The organism is Streptomyces sp. NPDC047315 (genome assembly GCF_040643215.1).
Lineage (GTDB): Bacteria > Actinomycetota > Actinomycetes > Streptomycetales > Streptomycetaceae > Streptomyces.
Window position 1 is genome coordinate 41247 of record NZ_JBEYTZ010000037.1, and the last position, 14824, is coordinate 56070.

Here is a 14824-nt window from a genome sequence, read left to right on the forward strand (position 1 = left end):
AGTTCCAGGTCGTGCGAAGGTCATCACCTGCGGGACCGATCACCGGCTGACGGGCCCGTACCTGTAGGGAGACGCATGGCAAAGCTCATCTACTCGATGATCACCTCGCTCGACGGCTACGCGGAGGCGGCGGAGGGCGGCCTCGGCACCGGGGCCGACGACGAGGAGGTGCACACGTTCATCAACGACCTCTTCCGCCCCGTCGGCACCTACCTCTACGGCCGCCGGATGTACGAGACGATGCTCTACTGGGAGACCGCGCACAACGAGCCCGACCAGCCGCCGCACATCCTCCAGTACGCCAGCGACTGGCAGGCCGCGGAGAAGGTCGTGTACTCCACGACGCTCGACTCGGTGTCCAGCGCGAAGACCAGGATCGAGCGCAGCTTCGACCCGGACGCGGTGCGCAAGCTCAAGGCCGAGGCCGACAGTGACCTCACAGTCGACGGCCCCAACCTGGCGGCCCAGGCGATCGCGGCCGGCCTGGTGGACGAGTACCACATGTTCATCACCACGAGCGTGGTCGGCGGCGGCAAGCGGTTCTTCCCCGACTACGTGCGCCTCGACCTCGACCTGGTCGAGCAACGCGCCTTCGCCAGCGGACTGATATACGCGCACTACCGCACCCGCTGAACCGCGGGTGCGCTGCGCGCGGGCAAGCGCAAAGGGTGCCCATCGAGCCGGAGAACGGGACTCGGCGGGGCACCCTTGCGGTGTTGCGGTGTTGCGGTGTTGCGGTGTTGCGGTGTTGCGGTGTCGGTCGTCAGGCCGTGCCGTGCTTGATGCCTGCCACGAACGTGGCAGGGGAGCGGGCTTGGTCGCCCCGTTCCCCTGCCCCGGTCAGCACCCACTCACACTCGCGGTGACCGGGGCCTCCACCCGTCAAAACGGAAGGCGCAGCGCCTCAGCTCGCGTCCGACGCCTTGGGGCCGGTGGACTGGACGACCTCGAACGACCAGAGCGTCGAGCCGGTCGCCGCGGGCTTCGGCTTCTCGCCACCGTCGCCCTCGCCCTCGGACGGCTTGTGGGCGCCGCGCATCGAGCCGGCCATCCACGCCTCGAAGTCCGCCTCGCTGCGCCAGCGGGTGTAGACGAGGTACTGGTCGGTGCCCTCCAGCGGGCGCAGCAGCTCGAACCACTCGAAGCCGTCGGAGCTCTCCACCGAACCGGCGCGGGCCGCGAACCGCTGCTCCAGGACCTCGCGCTGCTCCGCGGGGACGGTCAGGACGTTGATCTTCACCACACTGGCCACGAGGACATCCTTCGCATAGAGGGACCTCGACCGTATCGCGCCCTCGCGGGGGTGCTCGGAGTGGCCCACCCCTACCGGCTTTACAGGTAGCGGATAGTGCCACTCTCCATTATCGTGGAGGGGAACCGTCGATCCGTCACAGGAGGACACCGTGCCCACCATTCCCTGGACGACGCCGAACCCCGCCGCGCCCGGCAGCACCGCCGTCGTGATGGCGTCCCGGTTCGAGGTCGCCTCGCTCGCCGACGTCCCGCGCTTCTTCCTGAGGTCGCTCGCCGTCTGGAAGCAGGTGCGCAGCGCGCCCGGAGCGCTCGGGGCCTCGTTGCAGGCGCACCCGCTGAAGCGGGTGTTCCTCACGCTCTCCGCCTGGGAGGACAAGGACGCCCTGAACGCCTTCGCCAGCGCCGAGCCGCACCGGGGGATCATGCGCGAGCTGGCACCCACCATGAAGGACTCCGTCTTCACCTTCTGGGAGGTGAAGACGGAGGAACTGCCACTCGCCTGGGACGACGCCGAGCGGCGGATCGCCGCCCAGCGCGCCCGTACCCAATCGGGGTGACGCCCGCGGGCCGCGTCAGTCGACGACCCGCGCCAGCAGGAAGCCGTCGTACCCCTTCGTGCCCACCGTCTGGACCGCGGTCGCGTCCAGCCGCGGCTCGCGCGCGATCGCGTCGAACATCTCCCGGGTGCCCCGCACCGCCGGGTCCTCGCTCTCCTCGGTGATCTTCCCGCTGCGGACCACGTTGTCGACGACGATCAGGCTCCCCGGGCGGGACAGCCGCAGCGCCCATTCCACGTACCGCGGATTGTTGACCTTGTCCGCGTCGATGAAGAACAGGTCGAACGGGCCCGCCCCCGGCTCCGCCTCAAGCTTGGGCAGGGTCTCCAGCGCCGGCCCCGTGCGCACCTCGGCGATCGCGTCGAGCCCGGCCCGGGCCAGGCTCGCCCGCGCCACCTCCGCGTGCTCCTCGCTGTACTCCAGCGAGATCAGCCGCCCGCCCGACGGCAGCGCCCTGGCCAGCCAGATCGTGCTGTACCCGCCCAGGGTGCCGATCTCCAGCACCGTACGGGCGCCCAGCGTGCGCGCCAGCAGATGCAGGAACTTCCCCTGGTTCGGCGCCACCGCGATCGCGGGCAGCCCCGCCGCGTCGCTGGCCGCGAGCGCGCCCGTGAGTGCGTCGTCGGCCGGAACGAGCCGCTCGTTCACATAGCCGTCGACGGCGTTCCAGAGCTGCTGTGGGTCCTGACGGTTTTCCTCGGTCATCCGCCCAACCTATGCCGACCGGGCCCGTTCGGTGGGTCATCGCGGCGCGATCCCAGGGTGGAACGCACGGGTGCCCGAGCGCTCGTTCTTGTATGTTCCCGGACGTGCCCTCCGCACGTATCTGGCCGGACATCCGAACAAAACCGGGCGACAGTCAGGCAAAGAGGGGGTTGCCCGAGTCTCTTTCAGCGGGCAATGCGAGGCTTCTCAGGGGCTTCACCAGGTTTTCACCGGTCGGTGACGGCCCGGGCGACCGGATCAACAGGCAAAACGGGATGTAGGGGAGGCGCGGCGCGACGTGGCGAACGCGGAGCACAGCGTGCGCGGGAGTGATGCGGCGAGGGGGACCGCCACGAAGACGAGCGCGGCGAGGGCCGCGCTCTGGCTCGTGGCCGCCGTCCTCGCAATACGGCAGCTGGCGGCTGTGCTGCGCCAGCCGCCCGGCGAGCGGCTGATGGACCTGGAGACCTGGATCGGTCCCGACGGCGTCCTGCACGTGAACGGCTCGCTGTACGACACGGACAAGTTCACCGGCACGCCCTTCGCCGGTCTGGTGCTCAAGCCGCTCACCCGCTCCGCCGAGCAGAGCCTGGGCGTCGCCTGGACCTTCGCCACGCTGCTGCTGGTCGTCGGGATCGGCCTGGTGGCGGCCCGCTCCGTGCCCGGCCCCGCATCGCGCCGCACGCAGCTCCTCGCCGCGCCCATCGCCATCAGCCTGCTGATGCTCTCCCTCCCGGTGCGCAACAGCTTCTACCTGGGGCAGACCAGCATCATCCCGGTGCTGCTGGTCCTCGTCGGCGCCCTCGTCGTCCGCGGCGAACGGGCCTCCGGCGTCCTCATCGGCATCGGCGCGGCCCTCCAGCCCACCGTGCTCCTGTTCATCCCGCTGCTCTGGTTCACCGGACGCAGACGCGCGGCCGTCAGCACCGCCGCCACCTTCGCCGCCTGTACGGCCCTGGCCTGGGCCGCGATGCCCGGCGACTCCTGGACGTACTGGATCCACCACGCCGTGGGCGCGGGCCTAGGCAACAGCGCGGACAGCCTCGCCAACCAGTCCCTGCACGGCGCCCTGCTCCGCTTCGGGCTGGAAGGCCCGCTGGAGATCGCCCTCTATCTGAGCCTCGCCGCGCTCGTCGCCTGGTTCGGCCTGGGCCGCGCGATCCGCTACGCCAAGGACGGCCAGCTCCTGCTCGCCGTCGCCGTCACCGGCTGCGTCGCCGTCGCCATATCGCCCACCACCTGGCAGCACCAGCTCCTGTGGGTGCTGCTCGCGGTCGTCGGACGGGTCGGCCGCAAGGCCGCCGACCGCCTGCTGTGGCCCGTCTTCGTCGTCCTCGCGATGACCCTGCCGGGCAAGATGCTGCTGCCGAACATGGCGTTCCTGGACACCGTGCGGGACAACGCCGTCCTCATCGCCGCGCTCTGCGCCGCCTGTGTGGTGCCCTTCCTCTCCCGCACCGACCCGCACTTCCGCAAGCCGGTGCCGACCGAGTACGCCACCCCCGTCGCCTCCCGCTGGAGCTGGGTCCCGCTGCTGCCGGTGTGGCGGCGTGCGCTCAGCCGCCCCAACCTGCTGCTGGAGCTGCTGGCGATCCGCGTCGGCTACTCCATCTACTCCAAGATCCGACTCGCCGCGACCGCGTCGACCGCGGACGCCGAGGCGCACGGGCGGCAGATCTCCTCCATCGAGCAGGCGATCGGCATCGACGTCGAGCTGGCGATCAACGAGGCTGCGGCGAAGTCGGAGTGGCTGACGGACTTCCTCGCCTTCTACTACACCTCGTTCCACTTCCCGGTGCCGCTGACGATCCTCGCGATCCTCTACATCTGGCGGCCGACGGACTACCGCTGGGCGCGCGCCTCGCTGGCCTTCGCCACGGTGCTCGCCCTGGTGGGCTTCTGGCTCTATCCGCTGGCCCCGCCGCGCCTGATGCCCGGCATGGGCTTCACGGACCTCGTGCACGGCCCGCAGGACCTCACGAACCCGGACTTCGGCGCGCTGACCGCCGTCACCAACCAGTACGCGGCGATGCCGTCGCTGCACTTCGGCTGGTCGCTGTGGTGCGGGGTCGTGGTGGTGGTGCTCGCGCCGAAGATGTGGATGAAGGCGCTGGGCCTGATCCACCCGCTGATCACGCTGTACGTGATCGTGGCGTCGGCGAACCACTGGCTGCTCGACGCGGTCGGCGGCGCGGTCGTCGTCGGCGCGGGCTTCGCCCTGACGTACGTCCTGTCCGGCCGCCGGCACCTGCTGCCGCGCGGCGCCGGCGCGACACCGAAGCCGACGGTGGGCGTGGATACGAGCGCGACTACGGGTGCGGGCGCGGGTGCGGGTACGGTCCCGGCGGCGCGCAAGTCCGAGGACGCGCCGGCTTCGTCGGGCCCGTCGAATGAGATGGACGCGTCGGACGCTCCGGACGCGTCGAGCGGGGGCGCGGCCGAGCCCGTCGCACCGGCGGCGCCGAAGTAGCCGGCCCGCTCGTACCCGGAACACCGGAGGCACGGGAGCATTGCAACGGCCCCGGAGGACACGGACGGTATGCCGCCCGTGCCCCCCGGGGTGGATCGCCGCGTGACGTCAGGATCCTTCAGCACGCCGCGTTCCGCCACTCGGGGGCGTTGTGCGTGCGCTTCGGGCGCTTCAGTGGAGTCGACCTTCAGCCGATGCCCTGCACCGATCGAGCCGTCCTCGGTCAGTCCCGCGAGGTCCCGTGCGGCAGTGCCGCGCCTTGGCTGGCGCGGTTTCGCCGTGCGGCGGCTTGCGCGAGCGGAGCCGCCGGATCGCTACGCCGTAACCCTCAGCTCCTTGACGCCGTTGAGCCACGCCGAGCGCAGTCGGCGCGGCTCGCCGACGAGCCGCAGGTCGGGGAGGGCGTCCGCGATCGCGTTGAAGATCAGGTCGATCTCCATCACCGCCAGCGACTTGCCGAGGCAGAAGTGCGGGCCGCCGCCCCCGAAGCCGAGGTGGGGGTTGGGGTCGCGGCCGACGTCGAAGGTCTCGGGGTCGGTGAAGACCTCGGGGTCGTTGTTGGCGGACGCGTAGAACATCCCCACCCGGTCGCCCTTCTTGACCTCCTGGCCGCCGAGGACCAGGTCCTGCGTCGCGGTGCGCTGGAAGGCGACCACGGGCGTGGCCCAGCGCACGATCTCCTCCGCCGCGGTCGGCGGGCGCTCGCTCTTGTACCGCTCCCACTGCTCGGGGTGGGTGAGCAGGGCGTGCATCCCGTGCGTGATCGCGTTGCGCGTCGTCTCGTTGCCGGCGACCGCGAGCAGGATGACGAAGAAGCCGAACTCGTCGTTCGACAAGTTGCCCAGGTCCTCCGCCGCGACGAGTTGGGTCACGATGTCCTTGGCCGGACACTCCTTGCGGGCGGCGGCGAGGTTCATCGAGTACGCCAGGAAGTCCATGGACGCCTCGACGCCCGCCTCCTTCGTGACCGCGTACTCCGGATCGTGGTAACCGGCCATGGTGTTGGACCAGTCGAAGATCTTGGCCCGGTCCTCCTGGGGGACGCCGATCAGCTCGGCGATGGCCTGGAGCGGCAGTTCCACCGCGATGTCGGAGACGAAGTCGAACGAGCCCTCGGCCCGGGACCGCTCGGCCGCCTCGGCGACGATCTTCAACGCCCGCTCGCGCAGCGCGTCCCGCAGCGAGTTGACGGCGCGGGGAGTGAAGCCGCGCTGCACGATCTGCCGCACCCGGGTGTGCTCGGGCGGGTCCATGTTCAGCATGATCAGCCGCTGTACGTCGATCTGGTCGCGCTCGATGGACTCGTCGAAGCGGATGATCGCGGTGTTGGTCCAGGACGAGAACAACTCGGGCTGGGTCGAGACGTACTTGACGTCCGCGTGCCGGGTCACCGCCCAGTAGCCCTCGTCGTCGTAGCCGGACGCGCCCCGCCGCTGCGGGCACCACGACACCGGTGCGGTCTCGCGCAGCCGGGCGAACTCGGGGAGCGGCACTCGGGATTGCAACAGGTCGGGGTCGGTGGGGTCGAACCCCTCCGTCGTCAGATGGCGGGGGCAGGACATCGGCAACTCCGGTTCTCTGATGACCCATCAGATTCGACCGAAAGTTAGTAACGAGTTCTACAAGTGGCAAGGGGCGCGGCCGGATCCGTTGCGCGCAGTGCGTGCGGCAAGGGTGTGCAAGACCCTTGCGTACTGACGGTAACTCTCATCAGACTGACGGTGGAACTAGAACGCGTACTAGTTCTCCTGCGGAGCGCCGGGGCCGGGACGCCCGCCCGCGCAGTTCAAGGAGAGGACGAGTCATGGCCGCCGAACCCGTCATCGTCGAAGCCGTACGCACCCCCATCGGCAAGCGCGGGGGCGCCCTCGCCAATCTGCACCCCGCGTACCTGCTGGGGGAGACCTACCGGGAACTCCTCGGCCGTACCGGCATCCAACCCGACTGCGTCGAACAGGTCGTCGGCGGCGCGGTGACCCAGGCCGGCGAGCAGTCCATGAACCCCACGCGCACCGCCTGGCTGGCGATGGGGCTGCCGTACGAGACGGCGGCGACGACGGTGAACTGTCAGTGCGGCTCGTCCCAGCAGGCGTCCCACATGGTCGCCAACATGATCTCCGCGGGCGTCATCGACGTCGGCATCAGCTGCGGCGTGGAGGCGATGTCCCGGGTGCCGCTGGGCAGCGCGTCCAAGAACGGCCCGGGCAAGCCCGTCCCCGACGAGTGGAACGTCGACCTCCCCAACCAGTTCGAGGCGGCCGAGCGGATAGCCCGCCGCCGCGACCTGAGCCGCGAGCGCGTCGACTCGCTCGGGCTGCTGTCCCAGGAGCGCGCCGCGACCGCGTGGGCCGAAGAGCGCTTCAAGCGCGAGACGTTCGCGGTCCAGGTGCCCACCACGGAGGACGAGCAGGCCGCCGGCCAGGGCATGTGGCGGCTCGTCGACCGCGACGAGGGGCTGCGCGACACCAGCATGGAGGCGCTGGGCGCCCTCAAGCCCGTGATGCCGACGGCGGTCCACACCGCGGGCAACTGCTCGCAGATCTCCGACGGCGCGGCGGCGATCATGTGGGCGTCGCGCCGGATGGCCCGCGCGCTGAAGCTCAAGCCGCGGGCCCGCGTCCTCGCCCAGGCCCTCGTCGGCGCGGACCCCCGCTTCCACCTCGACGGCCCGATCGACGCGACGCGCGCGGTGCTCGGGAAGGCGGGGATGTCCCTCAAGGACATCGACCTGGTGGAGGTCAACGAGGCGTTCGCGTCCGTGGTGCTGAGCTGGGCGCAGGTCTTCGGCCAGGACCTGGAGAAGGTGAACGTGAACGGGGGAGCGATCGCGCTGGGCCACCCGGTGGGCGCGACGGGGGCGCGCCTGATCACGACGGCGCTGCACGAGTTGGAGCGGCGGGGCGGGGAAGTGGCGCTGGTGGTGATGTGCGCGGGCGGCGCGCTGGCGACGGCGACGATCATCCAACGGGTGTGACCGCGCCCGCGGGACGGCGCGGGGCTCGGCGCCGCGCGCCGTCGGCGCACCGGGCATAGCCTGGGAGGGGGACTCGAACGGGCGGGTGCGTCCGACTCTTTCCCGGAGGGCCGTTGCGCGTGCGTCCGTGAGCACCGCGGAGGCGACGCCATGACGACCACGCAGAACCCCGACGGAACCGTCACGACCGTTGACACGCAGAGGAGCCAGGGGCAGACGAAGGTCACCGAAACGGTGACCCGGCAGGACGGGTCGATCGTGCGCCAGCACATGGTCATCACGGACGACGCGACCGGGGCCCTCATCCGTGAACGGACCATGACGAACACCACAACGACCGACGCCGACGGCCACCCGGTTGAAACCACGGACGAGAACAACGTGTTCAACGATCCGCAGACCGGGGAGAGCACGACGTCGAGCACCACCGACACCGTGAACAAGGACACGGGTGCGACGTCGCACCTGGAGAACACCGAGCGAACCGACAGCTCCGGCAACGTCCTTGAGGACGAGCGACGGGCTGAGGGGACGGACGCCGACGGCAACAGGACCTTCAGCGAGTCCACGCTCGACCCGACGACGGGAGAGCGGACGCTGACCACCCAGACCACAGACGCGGCCGGCGACGGAACCTCCCACACCGAGGTCGTCGACTCCGGCGGGAACGTCGTCCGGGAGAGCTCGTCGGACATCAAGGGAACCGGTTCCGGCGGAGGGAGCGGAGGTACGGACGGTGGGGATGGCGGAGACAGCGGGGATGGTGGAGACAGCGGGAACGGGGGGAACGGGGGAGATAGCGGGGATGGTGGAGACAGCGGGAACGGGGGGAACGGGGGAGATAGCGGGGATGGTGGAGACAGCGGGAACGGAGGGAACGGCGGGGATAGCGGGGACGGCGGGGATAGCGGGGACGGTGGGAACGGCGGGGATAGCGGTGGTGGGAATGGTGGCGGTGGAGACGGCGGTGGCGGTGGAGACGGCGGTGGTGGAGGGGACGGCGGTGGTGGCGGAGACGGCGGTGGTGGAGGGGACGGCGGTGGTGGCGGAGACGGTGGTGGCGGAGGCGGCGAGGGCTTCGGCGGCGGAGCGCCCGTAGAGCTTCCCCGCGAGATGTGACCCCGGACCGCGTCGGACCGGCCTACGCCGTGCCGTCCGGTCGCCCGCCCGGCTCGGCCGCCTCGAACCGTACGGCCGCGTCGAACGACGCCCTGCGCGTAGCCCGTCGCAGCACCCGTAGCACCGCCGGGCCCACCGTCAGCGTCAGGGCCACCGTGAGGATCGCGCGGCCCAGGTCCCAGCCCAGTGACGTCGCCGTCACGTACGCGAAGAACCGCACCAGGTTGTCCAGGAGCGGATCGCCGGGCTGGAAGGAGATGCTGGACGCCATCCCCGGGATGATCGTCCAGCCCTGGAGGTTCATCACCGTGCCGTAGCCGAACGCGGCGACCGCGCCGTACGCCGCCAACAAAAGCGCCTCCGCGCGCCCGCGGATCCGCTCCGACCCCGGCAACAGGCCCGCGCCCATCGCGAACCAGCCCATCGCCAGCATCTGGAACGGCATCCACGGGCCCACCCCGCCCGTCAGCAGCGCGGACGCGAACATCGTCACCGAGCCGAGGACGAAGCCGAAGCCCGGCCCCAGCACCCGGCCGGCGAGCACCATCAGGAAGAACATCGGCTCCAGGCCGGCCGTGCCCGCGCCGAGCGGGCGCATCGCGGCGCCCACCGCGGCCAGCACCCCCAGCATCGCCACCGCCTTCGCACCCATCCCGGTGTCGGCGACCGTCGCCACGACGACCCCCACCAGCAGCGGCAGCAGCAGGGCGAAGAGCCAGGGCGCGTCCTGGGCGTGGGCGACGACCTCGGAGCGCTCGTCGGCGAGCAGCGGCCAGCCGAAGAAGGCCAGACCGATCGCGCTCACCAGCCCGAGGGCCACCACCGAGCGCGGCCCCAGCCGGACCGGACGGGCGGCTCCACCACGAAGAGCCTTGCCGCTCACCGGGCTCACAGCGCCGCCTCCACCTGGGCCACCGTCAGCCATCGCAGCGGCGCCAACACCTTGCTGACCTGCGGAGCGAACGCGGGGGACGCCACCACGACCTCCGGGGTGGGGCCGTCCGCGACGACCTCGCCCTCCGCGAGGATCACCACCCGGTGCGCCAGGTCCGCCGCGAGTTCCACGTCGTGCGTGGCGAGCACGATGGCGTGACCGTCGGTGGCGAGCCCCTTGAGCACGCCGACCAGCCGGGCCTTCGCCGCGTAGTCGAGCCCCCGCGTCGGCTCGTCGAGCAGGATCAGCGGGGGCCGCGCGGTCAGCACCACCGCCAGCGCCAGCGCCAACCGCTGCCCCTCCGACAGATCGCGCGGGTGCGTGTCGCCCGCCACGCCCGGCAGCAACTCGGCCACCAGCGCCCGACAGGAGCCCGGCGCCGCGCCCGCGTCCTGGTCCGCCGCCGCGCACTCCGCGGCCACGGTCTCCGCGTACAGCAGGTCCCGGGGGTCCTGCGGTACGAGACCGACGCGGCGCACCAGGTCGCGGGGGCGCACCCGGTGCGGTGCGGCGCCGCCGACGGAGACCGAGCCCGCCGCGGGCGGCACCAGGCCGGTGAGCGCCGCCAGCAGCGTGGACTTCCCGGCGCCGTTGCGGCCCATCAGCGCCACCGTCTCCCCGGCCGCCACCGTCAGGTCCACCCGCCGCAGCGCCTCGGTGCGCCCGCGGAGCACCCGGAGCCCGGTGACCTCGGCCAGCGGCTCGCCGGCCGCGGGCGCGGGCACCGACACCGGGTCCCCGAGCCGTTCCCGCAGCCCGGCCGCCCGCCGTCGGGCGTCGCGTACGGACAGCGGCAGCGGGTCCCAGCCGGCCAGCCGGCCCAGCGCCACCACCGGCGGGCGGACCGGAGAGATCGCCATCACCTCGTCCGGCGCGCCCAGCACGGGCGGGCGGCCCGGCGCCGGCAGCAGGACGACCTGGTCCGCGTACTGCACCACCCGCTCCAGCCGGTGCTCGGCCATCAGCACGGTCGTCCCCAGGTCGTGGACGAGCCGCTGCAACACCGCGAGCACCTCCTCTGCCGCCGCCGGATCCAGCGCCGACGTCGGCTCGTCGAGCACCAGCACCTTGGGGTGCGCGGCCAGCACCGAACCGATCGCCACCCGCTGCTGCTGGCCGCCCGACAGCGTCGCGATCGGCCGCTCCCGCAGGTCCGCGAGGCCCAGCAGGTCAAGGGTCTCCTCGACGCGGCGGCGCATCACGTCCGGCGCGACGCCCAACGACTCCATGCCGTAAGCCAACTCGTCCTCGAGGGTGTCGGTGACGAAGTGCGCCAGCGGGTCCTGGCCCACGGTGCCGACGACGTCGGCGAGCTCCCGCGGCCGGTGCGTGCGGGTGTCCCGGCCGTCGACCGTGACGCGACCGCCCAGCGCCCCGCCGGTGAAGTGCGGCACCAGACCGGAGACCGTACCGAGCAATGTCGACTTGCCGACCCCGGACGGGCCGACGAGCAGCACCAACTCGCCCTCCGGGACGGTCAGGTCCACCCCTTCGATCGTGGGCGCCGCGGCCCCGTCGTAGGTGACGGACACGTTCTCGAACCGGATCACGACTGTTCCTTCGGGATGCGGGGCGCGGGAGCCTGGCTGCGGGGCGCGGGGGCGACCGGACGGCGGGGTACGGGGGCGACGAACGCCGGCAGCAACCCGATCAGCACCGCCAGCGCCGGCCACACCGGCAGGGTCGGCGCGACCAGGGGCAGGACCCCGGGCTCCAGCGCCCCGGGGGAGGCGTTCGCGGCACACGCCAGCAGCCCGCCCACGGCCGCGCCCGATCCGGCGATCAGCCAGGACCGCGCCCCGAACCGGTCGGGCCGGTAGCGGGTGCGCACGGTGCGCCGGCCGCCGAGCCGCAGCCCGCCGACGGCGGCGGCGACCCCGGCGGCCAGCAGCGGCAGCCCGTACGTCCCGCCTTCGGCGGCGAGCAGGGCGTACGTGCCGGCGCACACCCCGAGCAGCCCGCCGAGGGTCAGCGCGGTGGTCGTGTGCCGCACGGCGCGCGGCACCTCAGCGGTGCGGCCGTAGCCGCGAGCGTCCATCGACGCCGCCACCGCGATCGAACGCTCCAGAGCGCCCTCCAGCACCGGCAGCCCGATCTGCGTCATCGCCCGCAGCCCGCCCGTGCGCCGGCCGCGCAGCCGACGGGCCGTGCGCAGCCGGGCCACGTCGGCGACCAGGTTCGGCGCGAAGGTCATGGCGACGACGACGGCCACGCCCGCCTCGTACAGGGCTCCTGGCAGCGACTTCAGCAGCCGGGCCGGGTTCGCGAGCGCGTTCGCCGCGCCCACGCAGATCAGCAGCGTCGCCAGCTTCGCGCCCTGGTAGAGCGCGAACACCAACTGTTCCGCGTACACCCGACCGCCGATCCGGATGCCCTTCGCCCACTCCGGCAGCGGCACTTCCGGCAGCGTCACCAGCAGGTGCGTCCCGGGGATCGGGGCGCCGAGGAGGACGGAGAACAGCACCCTGATCGCCAGCACCAGCAGGCCCAGCTTGAGGAAGGCGACGTACGCGCGGGCCCAGGGGGCGTCGGTGCGGCGGGCCGCGACGACGTAGCCGGCGACGGCGACGATCAGCCCGAGGAGCCACGGGTTGGTGGTGCGGGACGCGGCGGCGGCCAGCCCGACGGCCCACAGCCACCAGGCGCCCGGGTGCACCGCGTTGGAACGGTTCGCCTCGGGCGCCCGCCACCGAACCCAGGCGGACGGGGCCGGGGCCGGGGGAGCGGCGTCGGTGGCGGGGAGGGGGCGGGCGGCCATCAGGGGCGTCGGCGGCGGATCTGCCAGAACGTGGCGGCGCCCAGGACGAGGAAGACCGCGAGGCCGGCGACGGTGCCGAGCGACGGCCCGCCGTCGGAGCCCTCCTGCGTCTTCCCGGCGCTCGCCGGCTCCTCCTTGGCGTCCTGCCCGGTCTCGTTCTCGGTGTCCTTCTTGGTGTTCGAGACCTGCTCGCCGCAGCCCTTCGCGGGGTAGCCGGAGATCGCGCAGAGCAGCGCGTTCCCGTCGTACCGCAGCGGCTTCGCCACCTGGGCCAGGGCCTCCGCGGTCGTCGCGTCACCGGCGACCCGGGCGCAGGCGGTGCGCTGGGCCGGCGGAGTCTCGCCGGAGGGGGCGTCCGTCGTCGTCCCGGGGTCGATGACCAGGGCGACGCGTTTCTTCCCGGCCTCCGCGGGCGTGCTGCCGCAGACCGCGGCGAAGTCGGGTGCGGGGCGCGGCTGCGTCGCGTCGGCCGAGTCCTGGCTGACCGCGAAGCGGAAGCCGTGGACCGCGCCGTCGGCGGGGCGGGCGGTGGCCGGGCCCTCGGTGGCGTACGTCCACGTCGCACCGTCGGCCTGCCAGAAGGACCAGTAGCGGTAGCCGGCCGCCTGCGCGGGGGCGGCGCCGGCGAGCACGACCAGCAGCGCGGCGCCGAACAGCGCGAGGACGGCGGTGAAGGCGGCGGCGAGGGGCCGGGTTCGGGTGCGGGTCACGACTGGGACTTGCGTCGGCCGCTGAACAGGATGCCCGCGCCGACGCTCGCCGCGAAGAAGGCACCGACGATCCACCACGTGCCGGCCCCGCCGTCCTTCTCGTCCTTCTTCTCGTCCTGCTTCTTCGACGCGTCGGAGTCGGCGCTCTGCGGGGCCGGGCCGGTCGCGTTCAGCCCGGCCACCAGGTCGGTGCCGCCGAAGTCCTTCGAGTCCGCGCCGGTGGCGTGCGCGGCGAGGATCAGCTGTGCGTACGCGGCAGGTCCGGACTCCTTGGCCCAGGCCGGTGCGTTCTTCTGCAGCCAGGTCAGGGAGTTCTTCGCCGGCTCGGCCAGGCCCTGGGCGGAGAGCGCGACGACCGCGTCCGCGGTGTTGCCGAAGTCCGGCTTCGGGGCGGTGTCCTCGGCGCCCGGCATCGGCGGGGCGAGCAGGTGCCCGGTCTTGGCGAGCGCGCCCGCGAGGTACGCGGCGCCGTTGTGGGCCGCGCCCTTCAGGTCCGTGGCCTTCGCGCAGGTCGTGGCCCCGGCGTGGGCGGCGCCCGGCTTGGTCACCAGGCCCTTGCCCTGGGCGGCGAGCACGGCGGCGGCGGTCGAGTCGGCGACGACGCCGGGCTGCCCCGGCTGGTAGACGAACGCGCCGCCGTCCTTGCCGCCGCAGGGCTGCGCGAACGTCAGCAGGGCGTCGTACGGCGACTTGCCGCCCTTCGACCGCACGGACTGCGGCTGCTCACCGGCCGCGGCCAGGGCACCGATCACCACCGAGGTGGAGTTCGCGTCGCTGGCGCCGCCCGGGTTGTAGCTCCAGCCGCCGTCCTCGTTCTGCACGGACTTCAGCCAGCCCACCGCCTTGGTCACCGTCTTGTCCTGGCCGCCGGTGGCGGTCAGGGCCTGGACGGCGGCGGCGGTCGCGTTCGAGTCCCGGGGCAGCTTGGCGGCGCAGTCGGCGGAGACGTCCGCGCGGTACGCGGAGAACGCGCCGTCCGCGCACTGCTGGCCCGTCAGCCAGTCCACCGCCTTCGCGGCCGGCTTCAGCCCCGCGGCGTCCTGCGCCAGCAGCGCCAGCGACTGCCGCCAGACGCCGTCGTACGCCGGGTCGGCGGTGCCGAAGAGCCCCGAGGGCAGCGGGGCGGGGGAGGGGGACGCGGCCGGCGCGGTCGCCGGGGCGGCGTGCGCCGCGGGGGCGCCGAGCAGGGCGGCGGCGCCGAGCGCCGCGGAGAGGGCGAGCGCGGTGGTGCCGCGGCGAACGGTGGTCATGACGGGTGCTGCCTCTTCCCTGCGGGTTCCCTGCGGGGCGCTCGTGGGGTGCGGGGCAGGGGCGCGGATACGGCGACGCACCGGGCTCCGGCC

At 72.7% G+C, this 14824-nt stretch carries 13 protein-coding genes; 5 read left to right on the forward strand and 8 right to left on the reverse strand.

Annotated features, from left to right (window positions below; translation table 11 throughout):
- The first annotated feature begins 75 nt into the window (after positions 1-75).
- Positions 76-633, forward strand: a complete 558-nt coding sequence (locus ABZ842_RS32415) for a dihydrofolate reductase family protein (RefSeq protein WP_361544990.1) — start codon at positions 76-78, stop codon at positions 631-633.
- A 271-nt stretch (positions 634-904) separates the two neighbouring features.
- Here the strand turns inward: ABZ842_RS32415 and ABZ842_RS32420 are convergent, their stop codons facing one another.
- Positions 905-1252 carry an antibiotic biosynthesis monooxygenase gene (locus ABZ842_RS32420; RefSeq protein ID WP_361544993.1) on the reverse strand — a complete coding sequence of 116 codons (348 nt, stop codon included), beginning with the start codon at positions 1250-1252 and terminating at the stop codon, positions 905-907.
- Positions 1253-1403: 151 nt separating this feature from the next.
- Here ABZ842_RS32420 and ABZ842_RS32425 point away from each other — a divergent pair, with 151 nt between their 5' ends.
- Positions 1404-1811, forward strand: a complete 408-nt coding sequence (locus ABZ842_RS32425) for a DUF3291 domain-containing protein (RefSeq protein WP_361544996.1) — start codon at positions 1404-1406, stop codon at positions 1809-1811.
- A gap of 15 nt (positions 1812-1826) precedes the next feature.
- Here the strand turns inward: ABZ842_RS32425 and ABZ842_RS32430 are convergent, their stop codons facing one another.
- Positions 1827-2516, reverse strand: a complete 690-nt coding sequence (locus ABZ842_RS32430) for an O-methyltransferase (protein WP_361544999.1) — start codon at positions 2514-2516, stop codon at positions 1827-1829.
- A 319-nt stretch (positions 2517-2835) separates the two neighbouring features.
- On the opposite strand from ABZ842_RS32430, the gene ABZ842_RS32435 reads away from it, so the two are divergent.
- The gene (locus ABZ842_RS32435) at positions 2836-4986 is read left to right on the forward strand and encodes a bifunctional glycosyltransferase 87/phosphatase PAP2 family protein (RefSeq protein ID WP_361545002.1); all 2151 of its coding nucleotides are present in this window, start codon (positions 2836-2838) and stop codon (positions 4984-4986) included.
- 314 nt (positions 4987-5300) lie between these two features.
- Here ABZ842_RS32435 and ABZ842_RS32440 read toward each other — a convergent pair whose 3' ends face one another.
- Positions 5301-6548: a cytochrome P450 gene (locus ABZ842_RS32440; protein WP_361545005.1), complete on the reverse strand. Its 1248-nt coding sequence runs from the start codon at positions 6546-6548 to the stop codon at positions 5301-5303.
- A gap of 242 nt (positions 6549-6790) precedes the next feature.
- Here ABZ842_RS32440 and ABZ842_RS32445 point away from each other — a divergent pair, with 242 nt between their 5' ends.
- Positions 6791-7960: a steroid 3-ketoacyl-CoA thiolase gene (locus tag ABZ842_RS32445; protein ID WP_361545008.1), complete on the forward strand. Its 1170-nt coding sequence runs from the start codon at positions 6791-6793 to the stop codon at positions 7958-7960.
- A 150-nt stretch (positions 7961-8110) separates the two neighbouring features.
- On the forward strand, positions 8111-9079 hold the full coding sequence (locus ABZ842_RS32450; RefSeq protein WP_361545011.1) for a hypothetical protein: 969 nt from the start codon (positions 8111-8113) through the stop codon (positions 9077-9079).
- A gap of 22 nt (positions 9080-9101) precedes the next feature.
- On the opposite strand, the gene ABZ842_RS32455 is transcribed toward ABZ842_RS32450, so the two are convergent.
- The 5 genes from ABZ842_RS32455 to ABZ842_RS32475 are packed head-to-tail and all read right to left on the reverse strand — an operon-like array spanning position 9102 to position 14731.
- A complete protein-coding gene (locus tag ABZ842_RS32455) occupies positions 9102-10004 on the reverse strand; it encodes an ECF transporter S component (protein WP_361545014.1) in 903 nt (300 codons plus the stop codon).
- Positions 9968-11563, reverse strand: coding sequence for an ATP-binding cassette domain-containing protein (locus ABZ842_RS32460; RefSeq protein WP_361545017.1), 1596 nt, complete (start codon positions 11561-11563; stop codon positions 9968-9970). Before ABZ842_RS32460 ends, ABZ842_RS32455 begins: the two co-directional genes overlap by 37 nt.
- Entirely contained in the window at positions 11560-12771 is a 1212-nt protein-coding gene (locus tag ABZ842_RS32465; protein WP_361545019.1) for a CbiQ family ECF transporter T component, read from the reverse strand. The genes ABZ842_RS32460 and ABZ842_RS32465 overlap by 4 nt, the downstream gene beginning before the upstream one ends.
- Positions 12771-13481, reverse strand: coding sequence for an SCO2322 family protein (locus ABZ842_RS32470; RefSeq protein WP_361545022.1), 711 nt, complete (start codon positions 13479-13481; stop codon positions 12771-12773). The genes ABZ842_RS32465 and ABZ842_RS32470 overlap by 1 nt, the downstream gene beginning before the upstream one ends.
- The gene (locus ABZ842_RS32475; protein WP_361545025.1) at positions 13478-14731 is read right to left on the reverse strand and encodes a prenyltransferase/squalene oxidase repeat-containing protein; all 1254 of its coding nucleotides are present in this window, start codon (positions 14729-14731) and stop codon (positions 13478-13480) included. Before ABZ842_RS32475 ends, ABZ842_RS32470 begins: the two co-directional genes overlap by 4 nt.
- Positions 14732-14824 lie beyond the last annotated feature (93 nt).